This window comes from Streptomyces sp. NPDC111606 (genome assembly GCF_055656945.1).
In genome coordinates, this window is record NZ_JBVKBY010000002.1 from 106,578 (window position 1) to 119,335 (window position 12,758).

The 12,758-nt window shown below is 72.6% G+C and carries 9 protein-coding genes; 7 read left to right on the plus strand and 2 right to left on the minus strand.

Annotated features, from left to right (window positions below; all coding sequences use genetic code 11):
* Positions 1-593: 593 nt before the first annotated feature.
* The 4 genes from ACZ7M7_RS08370 (at position 594) to sucD (ending at position 6,155) form a co-directional block, all read left to right on the plus strand.
* Entirely contained in the window at positions 594-1,283 is a 690-nt protein-coding gene (locus ACZ7M7_RS08370) for a hypothetical protein (RefSeq protein WP_472114164.1), read from the plus strand.
* A gap of 198 nt (positions 1,284-1,481) precedes the next feature.
* Positions 1,482-3,593, plus strand: a complete 2,112-nt coding sequence (locus tag ACZ7M7_RS08375; RefSeq protein ID WP_472114167.1) for a hypothetical protein — start codon at positions 1,482-1,484, stop codon at positions 3,591-3,593.
* 468 nt (positions 3,594-4,061) lie between these two features.
* A complete protein-coding gene (gene sucC, locus ACZ7M7_RS08380) occupies positions 4,062-5,243 on the plus strand; it encodes an ADP-forming succinate--CoA ligase subunit beta (protein ID WP_383611816.1) in 1,182 nt (393 codons plus the stop codon).
* A 27-nt stretch (positions 5,244-5,270) separates the two neighbouring features.
* Complete coding sequence (gene sucD, locus ACZ7M7_RS08385) at positions 5,271-6,155, plus strand: succinate--CoA ligase subunit alpha (protein ID WP_383611814.1); 885 nt, start codon at positions 5,271-5,273, stop codon at positions 6,153-6,155.
* Between the two features lie 76 nt (positions 6,156-6,231).
* Here sucD and ACZ7M7_RS08390 read toward each other — a convergent pair whose 3' ends face one another.
* Positions 6,232-7,413: a helix-turn-helix domain-containing protein gene (locus ACZ7M7_RS08390; protein ID WP_472114170.1), complete on the minus strand. Its 1,182-nt coding sequence runs from the start codon at positions 7,411-7,413 to the stop codon at positions 6,232-6,234.
* A 114-nt stretch (positions 7,414-7,527) separates the two neighbouring features.
* Here ACZ7M7_RS08390 and ACZ7M7_RS08395 point away from each other — a divergent pair, with 114 nt between their 5' ends.
* Positions 7,528-9,246, plus strand: a complete 1,719-nt coding sequence (locus tag ACZ7M7_RS08395; protein ID WP_472115182.1) for a cell division protein PerM — start codon at positions 7,528-7,530, stop codon at positions 9,244-9,246.
* A 198-nt stretch (positions 9,247-9,444) separates the two neighbouring features.
* On the opposite strand, the gene ACZ7M7_RS08400 is transcribed toward ACZ7M7_RS08395, so the two are convergent.
* Positions 9,445-10,239 carry a hypothetical protein gene (locus ACZ7M7_RS08400; RefSeq protein WP_383630097.1) on the minus strand — a complete coding sequence of 265 codons (795 nt, stop codon included), beginning with the start codon at positions 10,237-10,239 and terminating at the stop codon, positions 9,445-9,447.
* A 146-nt stretch (positions 10,240-10,385) separates the two neighbouring features.
* On the opposite strand from ACZ7M7_RS08400, the gene purN reads away from it, so the two are divergent.
* Together purN and purH are read left to right on the plus strand one after the other, a co-directional pair.
* The gene (purN, locus tag ACZ7M7_RS08405) at positions 10,386-11,171 is read left to right on the plus strand and encodes a phosphoribosylglycinamide formyltransferase (protein ID WP_383611805.1); all 786 of its coding nucleotides are present in this window, start codon (positions 10,386-10,388) and stop codon (positions 11,169-11,171) included.
* Positions 11,168-12,733 carry a bifunctional phosphoribosylaminoimidazolecarboxamide formyltransferase/IMP cyclohydrolase gene (purH, locus tag ACZ7M7_RS08410; protein ID WP_383611802.1) on the plus strand — a complete coding sequence of 522 codons (1,566 nt, stop codon included), beginning with the start codon at positions 11,168-11,170 and terminating at the stop codon, positions 12,731-12,733. Before purN ends, purH begins: the two co-directional genes overlap by 4 nt.
* The last annotated feature ends 25 nt before the right edge of the window (positions 12,734-12,758 follow it).

Here is a 12,758-nt window from a genome sequence, read left to right on the forward strand (position 1 = left end):
GTGCCGCTCTGCGTGTCCTGCGCACTGCGGCTGGGTGGCGTGCGCTGCAGCTGGCTCTGCTGGTGGGCGGCGTGCTCGCGATCGGGCTCCTCTGCGGAGAGCGGGCTTACGCATCCGACGGGGTTTCGGCGGGGACGGCCACCTCGTCGTCCTCGGGCTCGGCGCCCTCCGTCGTCGTCGGGGCCACAGCTTCGGCGCCGGAGGGTGAGGAGACCGGGACGTCGGCCGGGGGCGCGGTCGAGCGGTTGGTGAGCGGCCCGGCGGAAGCGGGAGCGCGCGCTGCGGCCGACCCGGCGGCGCCGGAGCCTCCGGCAAGTGCGCAGCCCCAGGCGACTTCGCCGTTCTCCCCGACTTCGCAGCCGCCGGCTGCCAGTGGTCCGGCGCCCGAAGCTCCGGCTGCCGGAGCCTCCGCTTCCAGTGCCCCGGCGCCCCACGCTCCGACTTCCGGAGCACCGGCTCCCGGTGACCCCGCTCAGGGTGACCGGGCTCCCGGCACCCCGCCGCCCTCCGGCCAGGCTCCCCACGGCCAGGGCAGTGTCGACAACGCCGCCACCGCGATCCCGCACCCGACCGACGACCAGGTCCTCCGCCCCGTGACCGAGCATGTCATCCAGGGCGTGGGTCATCGCGTCGTCGCGCCGGTCGCGGACGTGGTCGAGCCGGTGACCGGCGGGTTGGCCGAGGTGCAGGCACAGATGCCGCCGTTGGCGTCGCTCCCGACCCTGCCCGCGCTGCCGACGGCGCCCGAGTCGCCGGCGTGGCCGAGTTGGCCCAGCCGGCCGGGGCTGGAATTCCCTGAGTTCCCACTCCCAGAGCTTCCCGGCGCCGGCCTTCCCGGCTTCCCCGACGTCCCAGGCTTCCCCGCCCTGCCCGGACAGACATTGCCCGCGCCCGGCGCTGAGACGCCCCACCCGGTCACCGAGGTGCCCGCGGCCGTCGGCGGACCGGGCGACAAGGGGCGTACCGGCAGGGAAGCGGTCATCGTCGACTACGGCCCCCGGTTCGTCGCTGATGTCGCCGCGTCCCATGCCTCGACGTCCGGCGGTGCGCGCACGACCGCGCCTTCCCGTTACGCCCCCGTTCCTCAGGCGCCGGTCGATCACCCGGGTGGTGTGCTGGGGAACCGTTCGGCGGGGGACAACAACTCGTCGCGGCACGGGGACGCGCACGCCGTCTCGTTGAACGGGCGGGCGCCGCTGCGGTTGGTGCCCGGCGCTGCCGCCCGCGTCGAGGCGGACGAGATCCAGGACAGGCACCGGGACATTCCGGTTTCCCCCGCTTAGGACAGTAGGCCGGCCTTCCCCGCCCTTGACGGAAGCCGCCGGAGCCGTAGCCGGTACCGCTGGTCCTCAACTTCCCGGATCAGCGACCGGAGCCGGCCGGTGCCGCAATGTCCCCAAACCGTCCGAAGCCCCGGAGTTCCTCGACTCTCCGATCCTCCCGGGCCTTCGGAGCCCAAGATCTAGGGATCCGACGCACGTATGAACAAGAACATTCGCCGTTCGATCGTCATAGCCGCCGGTGTCACCGGCGCGTGGGCGCTCGGTTCGGCCGCCGCCAGCGCGGACGAGCTGCACGCCCCCACTCTCTCCGTACCGGACACGACCACCGACGCGACTGAGGCCGCGGACAGCGCCGGCGCCCCCGGGCTGCTCGGTGCGGTCACCGACACAGTCGACGGTGTCGTCTCCGACGTGACGAACACCGTCACCGACGGCGCCACCAGCACGGTCACCGAGACCGCCAGGACCGCGCCCGCGAACACGGGCGGCGCCGAGCAGGCGCGCCGTTACGTCGACGCCGACGTCTCGGCCCCGGCGGCCGCCCAGGAAACCAGGGCCGCCACCGCCACGAAGGCCAAGGCACGGAGCGCCGCCGAGGTCATCCACGGCGCCAAGGCCGCCCGCGCGGACAAGGCGGCAGCGCAGGATGCCGCGCAGGCCGAGGCACACGTCTCCGCGAGCGCCGCCGCTGCCGTCACCGACGTCAGGAACGCATCGCAGGGCGCCCCGCAGCTCCCCGGCACGCCCGACGCCCCCGGCACCATCGACTACCTCTTCGGCCCCCTCGCCGCCTTCGCCCCGGAGCTGGAGCAGGCGCTCGCCGCCACCCAGACGAAGCTGAGGGGCACGCAAGGCGTCACCCAGGCCACCGCAGCCGAAGTCCAGCGCAGGGCCACGGGGAAGACGACGGCCGCGCAGGCCACCGCCACCGGCAAGGCCACCGCCGTCAAGGGGGCCGCCGAGGCCTCCGTCGCCGCCGTGCCGAGCCACGTCACCGGGACGGTCGGCGGCACGGTCGGCCGTGTCGAGCAGCGGGTCGTCGGCACGGTCAGCGCCGTCCCCGGCACGGTCACCCCGGTCGTCGCGCAGACCGCCGACGCGGTCGTCCCGCCGATCGCGACCCAGGCCGTGAACGGCGTACTGCCCGTCGCCGGCCAGGCGGTCCAAGGCGTCGCCCCGACCGCCGAGCACGCCGTGTCCGGCGTCGTCCCCGCCGCCACGCACACCGCGGCCGGGGTGACGCCAGTCGCCACGAACGCGGTGGACAGCGTCCAGTCGGTGGCCGGCGGCGCGGTAACCGGCGTGCGGCCGGTCGTCGGGCAGGCGGTGGACGGCACCGTCCCGGTCGCCCATGGCGCCGTGGCCGGGGTCGACCGGACCGCCGGGCACACGGTCGACGCCGCGACGGCGCTGGCGTACGGCGTCGTCGCCGACGTGCAGCCGGTGGCCGGGCAGGCCGTCGCGGGCGTCCAGCCGGTTGCCGCCGATGCCGTCCAGGGGGTCCATCCGGTCGTCGGCGGGGCCGTCCAGGGCGTGCAGCCGACGGCCCACGGCCTGCTCGGGGACGTCCAGCACCTCGCCCACGGCGCGGTCGGCGACGTCCGGCCCATCGCCTCCGGCGCCGTCGCCGACGTGCAGCCGGTCGTGCGGGGTGCCGCCACGGACGTACCCCCGTACGCCACCGGTCTCGTCGGCCAGGTCACCGCGGACGTCACCGGTGCGGTCCTGCCGCCCGTCGCCGACACCGCCGTGCACGGTGTCGTGCCGGTCGCGGGCCAGGCCGTCGGGGATGCGAGCGGGCTGGCGTACGGCGTGGTCGGCGAGGTCCGGCCGTTCGCGGGCGGTGTCGTCGGCGAGGTCGACCCGCTCGTGCACGGCGTCGCCGGGCAGACCGTGCCCCTCGCCGAGGGCGTCACGCAGGAGGTGCCGCCGTTCGCGTACGGCGTGACCGGTGCCGTGCGGCCCGTCGTCGACACGGTCGTGGACAGCGTCCAGCCGGTCGTCCGGGGCGTCGGCGGCAGCGCCACGACGCTGGCGTACGGCGTGGTCGGCGACGTCCACCCCTTCGCGGGCGGTGTCGTCGGCGAGGTCGACCCCTTCGTGCACGGCGTCGCCGGGCAGGCCGTGCCGTTCGCCGAGGACCTGACCGGCACGGTCCGCGACTCGGCGGGCCCGCTGGCCGGCAACGCCGCCGCGGGTGCGCAGCAGGTCGGCCGGTCGGTCACGCCGGATTACGCGGAGGACCTCCAGCGCGGTCTCTGGAACGAGGTCCGGCACGACCTCCCCCAGGGCGGCGCCTACCGCATCTGACGCATCGCTCCCCACCGACTCCGCGGGGCAGACGGTCCGGCCGGCCGAAAGCCGTCGGCTGTGCCGACCGGAACCCCGCGGACGGGCCGGGTGATCCCCATTGGGGTGGGGATCACCTGCCCGGAGCCCACAGGGGCGGCCCATACGTGCCCCTACGGGCTGCTCAGGGGACCTCACCGGGTCAACCCCAACCCGGTGAGGTCCTTCCGTCCCGCCGTCCGTCCTCCTCACAGTCGGCACGCCGTGCCAGTGATCCCCGCTGATCACGGCATCATGTGACAGGTATCACCGCTCAGGTGTGACCCTCGATTTAGGGGCCTCCTGCAAGCAGAGATAACCTGCGAGACGGACATGCCGCGCGCTCGGACACCGTGTGCGCCTCCCTTGTGACAGCGGACGTCACGTTGCCCTTCGCGGCACGCCCACGCATCCAACGAACCGCGAGATCACTGATAGGGACGGAAGCGCGTGGACCTGTTCGAGTACCAGGCGAGGGACCTCTTCGCCAAGCACGATGTACCGGTGCTGGCCGGTGAAGTCATCGACACGCCTGAGGCGGCCCGCGCAGCCACCGAGCGTCTCGGTGGCAAGTCCGTCGTCAAGGCCCAGGTGAAGGTCGGCGGCCGTGGCAAGGCCGGTGGCGTCAAGCTCGCCGCGAACGCGGACGAGGCCGTCGCCCGCGCGACGGACATCCTCGGCATGGACATCAAGGGCCACACGGTCCACAAGGTGATGATCGCCGAGACGGCCCCGGAGATCCTGGAGGAGTACTACGTCTCCTTCCTCCTCGACCGTGCCAACCGCACCTTCCTCTCCATCGCCTCCGTCGAGGGCGGCATGGAGATCGAGGAGGTGGCGGCCACCCGCCCGGAGGCCGTCGCCAAGATCGCGATCGACGCCATCGACGGCGTGGACGAGGCCAAGGCCCGCGAGATCGTCGAGGCCGCCAAGTTCCCGGCCGAGGTCGCGGACAAGGTCGTCAACGTCCTGATCACGCTGTGGGACACCTTCATCAAGTCGGACGCCCTCCTCGTCGAGGTCAACCCGCTCGCGAAGGTCGCCTCCGGTGAGGTCATCGCCCTCGACGGCAAGGTGTCGCTCGACGAGAACGCCGAGTTCCGCCACCCCGAGTACGAGGAGCTCCACGACAAGGACGCGGCCAACCCGCTCGAGGCCGCCGCCAAGGAGAAGAACCTCAACTACGTCAAGCTCGACGGTGAGGTCGGCATCATCGGCAACGGCGCGGGTCTCGTCATGAGCACCCTGGACGTCGTCGCGTACGCCGGTGAGAACCACGGCAACGTCAAGCCGGCCAACTTCCTGGACATCGGCGGTGGCGCCTCCGCCCAGGTCATGGCCAACGGTCTGGAGATCATCCTCGGCGACCCGGACGTCAAGTCCGTGTTCGTCAACGTCTTCGGTGGCATCACCGCCTGTGACGAGGTCGCCAACGGCATCGTCCAGGCCCTGAAGCTCCTCGAGGACCGCGGCGAGAACGTCTCGAAGCCGCTTGTCGTCCGTCTCGACGGCAACAACGCCGAGCTCGGCCGGCAGATCCTCACCGACGCCAACCACCCGCTGGTCCAGCGCGTCGACACCATGGACGGCGCGGCCGACAAGGCCGCCGAACTGGCTCACGCCGCCAAGTAAGCACTCAGGACGAGGACACAACACACCATGGCTATCTGGCTCAACAAGGACAGCAAGGTCATCGTCCAGGGCATGACCGGCGCCACGGGCATGAAGCACACCAAGCTCATGCTCGGTGACGGCACCGAGGTCGTGGGCGGCGTGAACCCGCGCAAGGCGGGTCAGACCGTGGACTTCGACGGCACCGAGGTACCGGTCTTCGGCACCGTCAAGGAGGCCATCGAGAAGACCGGCGCCAACGTCTCCGTCATCTTCGTGCCGGAGAAGTTCACCAAGGACGCGGTCGTCGAGGCCATCGACGCCGAGATCCCCCTGGCCGTCGTGATCACCGAGGGCATCGCGGTGCACGACTCCGCGAACTTCTGGGCGTACGCGGGCAAGAAGGGCAACAAGACCCGGATCATCGGCCCGAACTGCCCCGGCATCATCACCCCGGGTCAGTCGAACGTCGGCATCATCCCGGGCGACATCACCAAGCCGGGCCGTATCGGCCTGGTCTCGAAGTCCGGCACGCTGACGTACCAGATGATGTACGAGCTGCGTGACATCGGCTTCTCGACCGCCGTCGGCATCGGTGGCGACCCGATCATCGGCACCACGCACATCGACGCGCTCGCCGCGTTCGAGGCCGACGCCGACACCGACCTGATCGTCATGATCGGTGAGATCGGTGGCGACGCCGAGGAGCGGGCCGCGGACTTCATCGCGAAGAACGTGACCAAGCCGGTCGTCGGCTACGTCGCGGGCTTCACCGCGCCCGAGGGCAAGACCATGGGCCACGCCGGCGCCATCGTCTCCGGTTCGTCCGGCACCGCCCAGGCGAAGCAGGAGGCCCTGGAGGCCGCGGGCGTCAAGGTCGGCAAGACGCCGACCGAGACGGCGAAGCTGGCTCGCGAGATCCTCGGCGGCTGACCTTCACCGGCGCCAAGCGCACCATCCGGTGGGCCCGTTCCCTGCGTGGGGGCGGGCCCACCGGCGTTTTCGCAGCTCACTCTGCCCGCGGCGCGAGTCTCTCCGGGCCGTGCTGCATCTGTGCCCGCAGCTTCGCGCGCAGCTTCTGCTCCTTCTCCGACAGCGGCCCCGGGGCCACTCGCGGGGGTACGCCGAGCACCGTCTCCCCCGGCGGCACCGGTGGCTCGTACTGGGTCGGGGCCGTGCGCAGGGTCAGGGCCGTCGTGCCGATCAGGGCCACGGTGAAGGCGATCGCCGCGCGGGTCCAGAAGCGGGCCCGGCGCTCACTGCCGTCGCGCACCACCGCCGGTTTGGCCGCGCGCAGGCGCTCCGTGGAGGCCAGATCCGCCAGGCGGTAGTGGAGTTCGGTGGGGTCGGACAGGTCCGGGAGGCGGGCGGCGACCGCGGCGCGGGCGTTGAGGAGACGGTTCGCGGTCGCCGGGGTGGTGGCCTCCGTCTCCGCCGCCGTCTCGGGCAGGTCGAGGCCCACACCGTCGTACAGGAGCAGCGTGCGGCGCTGGGGCGGGGTGAGTTCGAGGAGTACGTTCAGCAGGGCGCGGTCGGACGCGTTCGACGGTGGGGGTTCGGGGTGCCGGTAGCGCGGGCGGAACCGGTGCCAGGGGGAGAGGGCGAAGTCGTACGCCGTCGCCCGCACCCAGCCCGCCGGGTCAGGGTCGCAGGCCACCTCGGGCCAGCGCTGCCAGGCGAGTTCGAAGGCCCGCTCGACCGACTCGCGCGCGAGTTCGCGGCGCCCGGTGAGCACGTAGGTCTGCCGTACCAGGGCCGGGGCGCAGAAGGCGTAGAGCGCGTCGAACGCCTGGGCGGGGGAGAGGGGGCGTTCGGCCCGGGCTTCGGGGGGCGGTGCGGCCTCGGTGGGATCTGCTGCCGGTACGGCAGTCCGTACGGCTTTGTCCGCGCGTTCGCGGGCACTCTGACCTACCGTCATGTCGCGCCCTCCCATGGCGTGCTGAGCCTCTGTCTCTTCCGGTGACTTCTTCGCCGACGTCTCCGCCGTCTCCTCCGCAAGCGAGCCGAGCAGGTGCGCGTACGCCTCCCTCCTCAGGCCGCGTGGCGTCGTACGGCCGTTCTCCCAAGCGCGTACTGTCTCGCGGCTGACGCCCACCCGTTCCGCGACCTGAGCCTGCGTCAATGAAGCGGCCTCGCGCAGGCGTCGGCGTTCCTTGGGCGGGGGAAGCGGGGATGCGGGGGGCTGCGTCACAGTACGCCCCTTCGTGCGAAAAAGTACATAAACGTATATTGAGCGACACTTCGGAGGTTCGCCTGTTACGACGGGAAAGCGCGTGTCGTTGGGAGCATTGCGGGCGTGATCGAGATGACCGCTCGTCGAACGCCCCTGTCGTCCCTGCTCACTCGGCTTCGGTACCGCACGCCCGGACTCGGCGCGAGCCTTCTGGGCGGCGCGGTCGCGGCGGGGCTGGGGCTCGGTGTGATCGCCGTGGTGGTGATGGTGCTGTGGGTCAGTTCGCCGTACCCGGACAAGGGGCCGGGAGGTGCGTTGCAGGTCGCCGCCGTCCTGTGGCTGCTTGCGCACGGTGCCGAACTGGTCCGCACCGACACCCTCTCCGGTCTCCCCGCGCCGGTGGGCGTCACGCCGCTGCTGATGCTCATGCTGCCGGTGTGGCTGGTGTACCGGGCGGCGCGGGACGCGGCGGCGGACGGCGGTGACGGGGCGCCGCTCGTGTCGGGCCGTACGGCCTGGGCGGGTGTCGTGCTCGGGTACCTCGGGGTCGGGGTGGCGGCCGCGGTGTACGCGGCGGGCGGTGAGCTGCGGCCCTCATGGTGGTGGACAGGGGTGTGTGTGCCCCTTCTCGCGATGGGAGCGGCGGGGGTCGGCGTGTGGACGGCGTGCGAACGGCGGCCCGAGGCGGCCCACGGTGTGCTGGGCGTGATGCCGACGCGGGTACGGCGGCTGGTTCCCGAGGCGGAGGCGCCCGCCCGTCTCGGTGCGGCGGCCCGGGCGGCCGGGGCCGGTGCGGCGGCGCTCGTCGCGGGTGGGGCGTTGCTGGTGGCCGGGTCGCTGGTGTGGCACGGCGCGGCGGCGCGAGGGTCGTTTCTGCAGCTGACGGAAGGGTGGTCGGGGCGGTTCGCGGTGCTGTTGCTGTGCGTGGCGCTCGTGCCGAACGCGGCGGTGTGGGCGGCGGCGTATGCCCTCGGGCCGGGGTTCGTGCTCGGGGCGGGGCATGCGGTGGGGCCGCTGTCCTCGGCGCCGGCGCCGCTGCTGCCGCCGCTTCCGCTGCTGGCGGCGGTGCCGGACCCGGGGGTCGGGGGGCCGGCGCAGTGGGGGGTCGCGGTGGTGCCGGTTGCGGCCGGCGTGGTCGTGGGGTGGTTTGCGGCGGGGTGGGGCGGCGGGCTCGGGGCTCGGTACGAGGGCGGGCAGGCGCCGGCCGTGGTCTGGGCGCCCGGGCGGACCGCCGGGGTTGCCTTGCTGGCCGCCGTGTTCTGCAGCGTCCTGGTCGCCGAGCTGGCCGCGTTGTCGGGTGGGCCGCTGGGGAGAGGGGCGCTTGCGGAGTTCGGGCCGGTGTGGTGGCAGGTGGGGGCGGCGGTGTTGGGGTGGGTCTCTGTGGTGGCGGTTCCGGTGGCTGTGGTGGTGCGGGGGTGGCGTTGCCACCTGGGGCGGCGGGCGGGGCGGCTTGGTGAGACCGAGGGGGCTCGGATCGGGCGGCCTCGGGTGGAGGCGGCGGCGGGGGGTGCGGCCGGGCGGGCGGCCTTCGTGCAGGAGGGGCCGTTCACTGCGTTGGTGCAGGACCAGGAGGGTCGGGGGGGTGTGGCTGATGAGGACGGGGCCTACGGGGGTGAGGGGGAGGGGGTTCCGTACGGGGCGTATGACCATGACACGACGTTCGAGCCGGACGGCTTTTCGCCTGTGGAGGTGCCGGTTGCGGGGGTGGCGGAGGGTGAGCCTGAGCCTGAGCTGGAGTCGGCGTCGGCCCCCTCGCCGTGGGGTGATGACGACTCGCGTGAGGCGCGTTGGGCGGCGATGAAGGATGCGGCGGATCCGCCGGAGGCGCCGGAGGAACGGGCGTCGCCGTGACGGAGCGGATCTCGCCCCCGCCGCCCCTGCCCTTCCCGTCCTTGAAGAGGCGCTGCCCCTACGACCCCGGTCCCTGGGGGCTGCCGCCCCCAGACCCCCGCTTCGGCCTGAACGGCCTCGTCCTCAAACGCCGGACGGGCTGAAATACCCGGACCGGCACCGAGGGGGTGCCGTCAGCGGGGAGCGCGTCCGCGTTGCTCAGTCCCCCGTCCCCAGAACCCCTCGCAGCTCCTCCGGCAAATGCTCGTTGCACGCCTTCTTCGCCGCGGTCGTCAGGGCGTCGTTCGTGCAGGTGTAGTAGTCGCTGTAGACCATCTGGGCCGTGAAGCCGGCGGCGACCACTGCGATGGCGAGGGAGGCTGTGACCAGGCCGCTTACTGCTGCTGTGGTCTGGGGGCGGCCGGTGGGGCGCGGGGGGGCCGGGGTGTTCGGGTCGGGGGTGCGGGGCTTGGCCCGGAGGCTGGTGATGCCCCAGTAGAGGGCCAGGGCGCCCAGGAGCAGGGCGACGTACGGCCAGCTGAAGAGGGCGAAGAAGAAGGCCCACATACCGGACAGCAGCGCGAAGCGGGCGCGGCGCTGGACGGGGTCGGTCGGGTCCCAGCGCGGGCCGGAGCCGGGGCCCGGGCCGCCGGAGCCGTCCTGGCCGCGTCGGGAGTTGTCGCCGAAGCCGTCGGGGGAGCGGCCGGGCTGGCGGTCGCTCCACTGGTTGCCCCACGGCGAGCGGCCGCTGCCCTCGTCGGAGTCCTGCGAACCGTCCTCGCCCGAAGGGCGGCGGCGCGGCTGCCACGGGCGGTCCGGGGTGCCCTCCGGCGGCGGCGCGAAGGGGTTGTCGTCGTCCTGCCCCTGGCCGCTGCCCCGCTCGTCGCCGTTCTGTCCGCCCGAAGGCGCGTCGGGCGGTGAGGTGGGGCGCTCCCGCAGCAGCACGCCGCTGTGCTCCCCTCCCTGCACCGGGTGCGGGGGGAACGTGAGGAGTCGCAGACTGCGGTCCGGCATCAAGTGAGCGTCTTCCCCTAGGTGATAAGGCTGGCTGTTCTGAGCTGTCACACAAAGAACGCACCGCACGACGACCGCGTTCCCGAGCCCGCTCGCCCCAGACGCTACCTTCCGGCCACGCCCCCGTCCCGTGGGGGCCTTCCGGTGTGCCGGTATCGTTGCTGACGGTCGGCTGCTTCGTAGACTTCCCCGTATCCAGGGGCGCGATGCATTCGTATGAACGTACAGGTGTGAGACGTACGGACGTGAACCTACATGCCGTCGGCCGCATGAAGAACGCACCCCCGAGAAAGGGCCCCACCGTGGCCGCCAAGCCCGTGGCCAAGCGCCTCGTCGTGCTGGTCTCCGGATCCGGCACCAATCTGCAGGCGCTGCTCGACGAGATCGCCGCCGTCGGTTCCGAGGCGTACGGCGCCGAGATCGTGGCCGTCGGCGCCGACCGCGAGAACATCGAGGGGCTCGCTCGGGCCGAGCGCGCGGGACTGCCCACCTTCGTGCGGAAGGTCAAGGACCACGGCAGCCGGGAGGAGTGGGACGCGGCGCTCGCGGAGGCCGTATCCGCCTACGAGCCCGACCTCGTCGTCTCCGCCGGGTTCATGAAGATCGTGGGGAAGGAGTTCCTCGCGCGCTTCGGCGGGCGGTTCGTCAACACCCACCCCGCGCTCCTGCCCAGTTTTCCCGGCGCCCACGGCGTCCGCGACGCGCTCGCGTACGGCGCCAGGGTCACCGGCTGCACCGTCCACTTCGTCGACGACGGCGTCGACACCGGGCCGATCATCGCGCAGGGCGTGGTCGAGGTCCGGGACGAGGACGACGAGAGCGCTCTGCACGAGCGCATCAAGGAAGTCGAGCGAAGGCTGCTCGTCGAGGTCGTGGGGCGGATCGCCCGCAACGGCTATCGCATTGAGGGACGAAAGGTAGTTATCCAGTGACCGCCGAGAGCAACAAGCGGGCCATTCGACGGGCGCTCGTCAGCGTCTACGACAAGACCGGTCTGGAAGACCTCGCGCGCGGCCTGCACGAGGCGGGTGTCGAGCTCGTCTCCACCGGCTCCACGGCCGCGAAGATCGCCGCGGCCGGTGTCCCGGTCACCAAGGTCGAGGAACTCACCGGCTTCCCCGAGTGCCTGGACGGCCGCGTCAAGACGCTGCACCCGCGCGTGCACGCGGGCATCCTCGCCGACCTGCGCCTGGACAGCCACCGCGAGCAGCTCGCCGAGCTGGGCGTCGAGCCGTTCGACCTGGTCGTCGTCAACCTCTACCCGTTCCGCGAGACCGTCGCCTCCGGCGCCACCCCCGACGAGTGCGTCGAGCAGATCGACATCGGCGGTCCGTCGATGGTGCGCGCCGCCGCCAAGAACCACCCGTCGGTCGCGGTCGTCACCGACCCGGACGCGTACGCCGCCGTCCTTCAGGCGGTCCGCGAGGGCGGTTTCACCCTCGGGCTGCGCAAGCTGTTCGCCGCGCGGGCCTTCCAGCACACCGCCGCCTACGACGTGGCGGTGGCCTCCTGGTTCGCCTCCTCCTACGCCCCGCTGGACGACTCGCAGTTCCCGGAGTTCCTCGGCGCGACCTGGGAGCGCGAGAACACCCTGCGCTACGGCGAGAACCCGCACCAGCCGGCCGCCCTCTACGTGGACGGCGACGGCGGCGGTCTGGCCAAGGCCGAGCAGCTCCACGGCAAGGAGATGTCGTACAACAACTACACGGACACGGACGCCGCGCGCCGTGCCGCGTACGACCACGCCGAGCCCTGCGTCGCGATCATCAAGCACGCCAACCCCTGCGGCATCGCGGTCGGCGCGGACGTCGCCGAGGCGCACCGCAAGGCCCACGCCTGTGACCCGCTGTCGGCGTTCGGCGGCGTGATCGCGGTCAACCGCCCGGTCAGCAAGGAGATGGCGGAGCAGGTCGCCGAGATCTTCACCGAGGTCATCGTCGCGCCGGACTACGAGGACGGCGCCCTCGAAGCCCTCGCCAAGAAGAAGAACATCCGCGTGCTGCGCTGCCCCGAGGGCCCCGGCAACCCCGTCGAGATCAAGCCCATCGACGGCGGCGCCCTCCTCCAGGTCACCGACCGCCTCCAGGCCGACGGCGACGACCCGGCCAACTGGACGCTGGCGACGGGTGATGCGCTCAGCGCCGAGGAGCTCTCGGAACTCGCCTTCGCCTGGAAGGCGTGCCGGGCCGTGAAGTCCAACGCCATCCTGCTCGCCAAGGACGGCGCCTCGGTCGGCGTCGGCATGGGCCAGGTCAACCGCGTCGACTCCGCGAAGCTGGCCGTCGAGCGGGCCGGCGCCGAGCGCGCGCAGGGGGCGTACGCCGCGTCCGACGCGTTCTTCCCGTTCCCCGACGGCCTGGAGATCCTGACCGAGGCCGGCGTGAAGGCCGTGGTCCAGCCCGGCGGATCCGTCCGTGACGAGCAGGTCGTCGAGGCCGCCCGGAAGGCCGGCGTCACGATGTACTTCACGGGGACGCGGCACTTCTTCCACTGAGCCGACATGGGTGAGGGGCGGGCCG

What these genes read in the sequence shown, in the direction of transcription:
- ACZ7M7_RS08395 (WP_472115182.1), top strand. Translation starts at nt 7,528, where the DNA reads ATGACCGCTCGTCGAACGCCCCTGTCGTCCCTGCTCACTCGGCTTCGG.
- sucD (WP_383611814.1), top strand. Translation starts at nt 5,271, where the DNA reads ATGGCTATCTGGCTCAACAAGGACAGCAAGGTCATCGTCCAGGGCATG.
- ACZ7M7_RS08375 (WP_472114167.1), top strand. Translation starts at nt 1,482, where the DNA reads ATGAACAAGAACATTCGCCGTTCGATCGTCATAGCCGCCGGTGTCACC.
- ACZ7M7_RS08400 (WP_383630097.1), bottom strand. Translation starts at nt 10,239, where the DNA reads ATGCCGGACCGCAGTCTGCGACTCCTCACGTTCCCCCCGCACCCGGTG.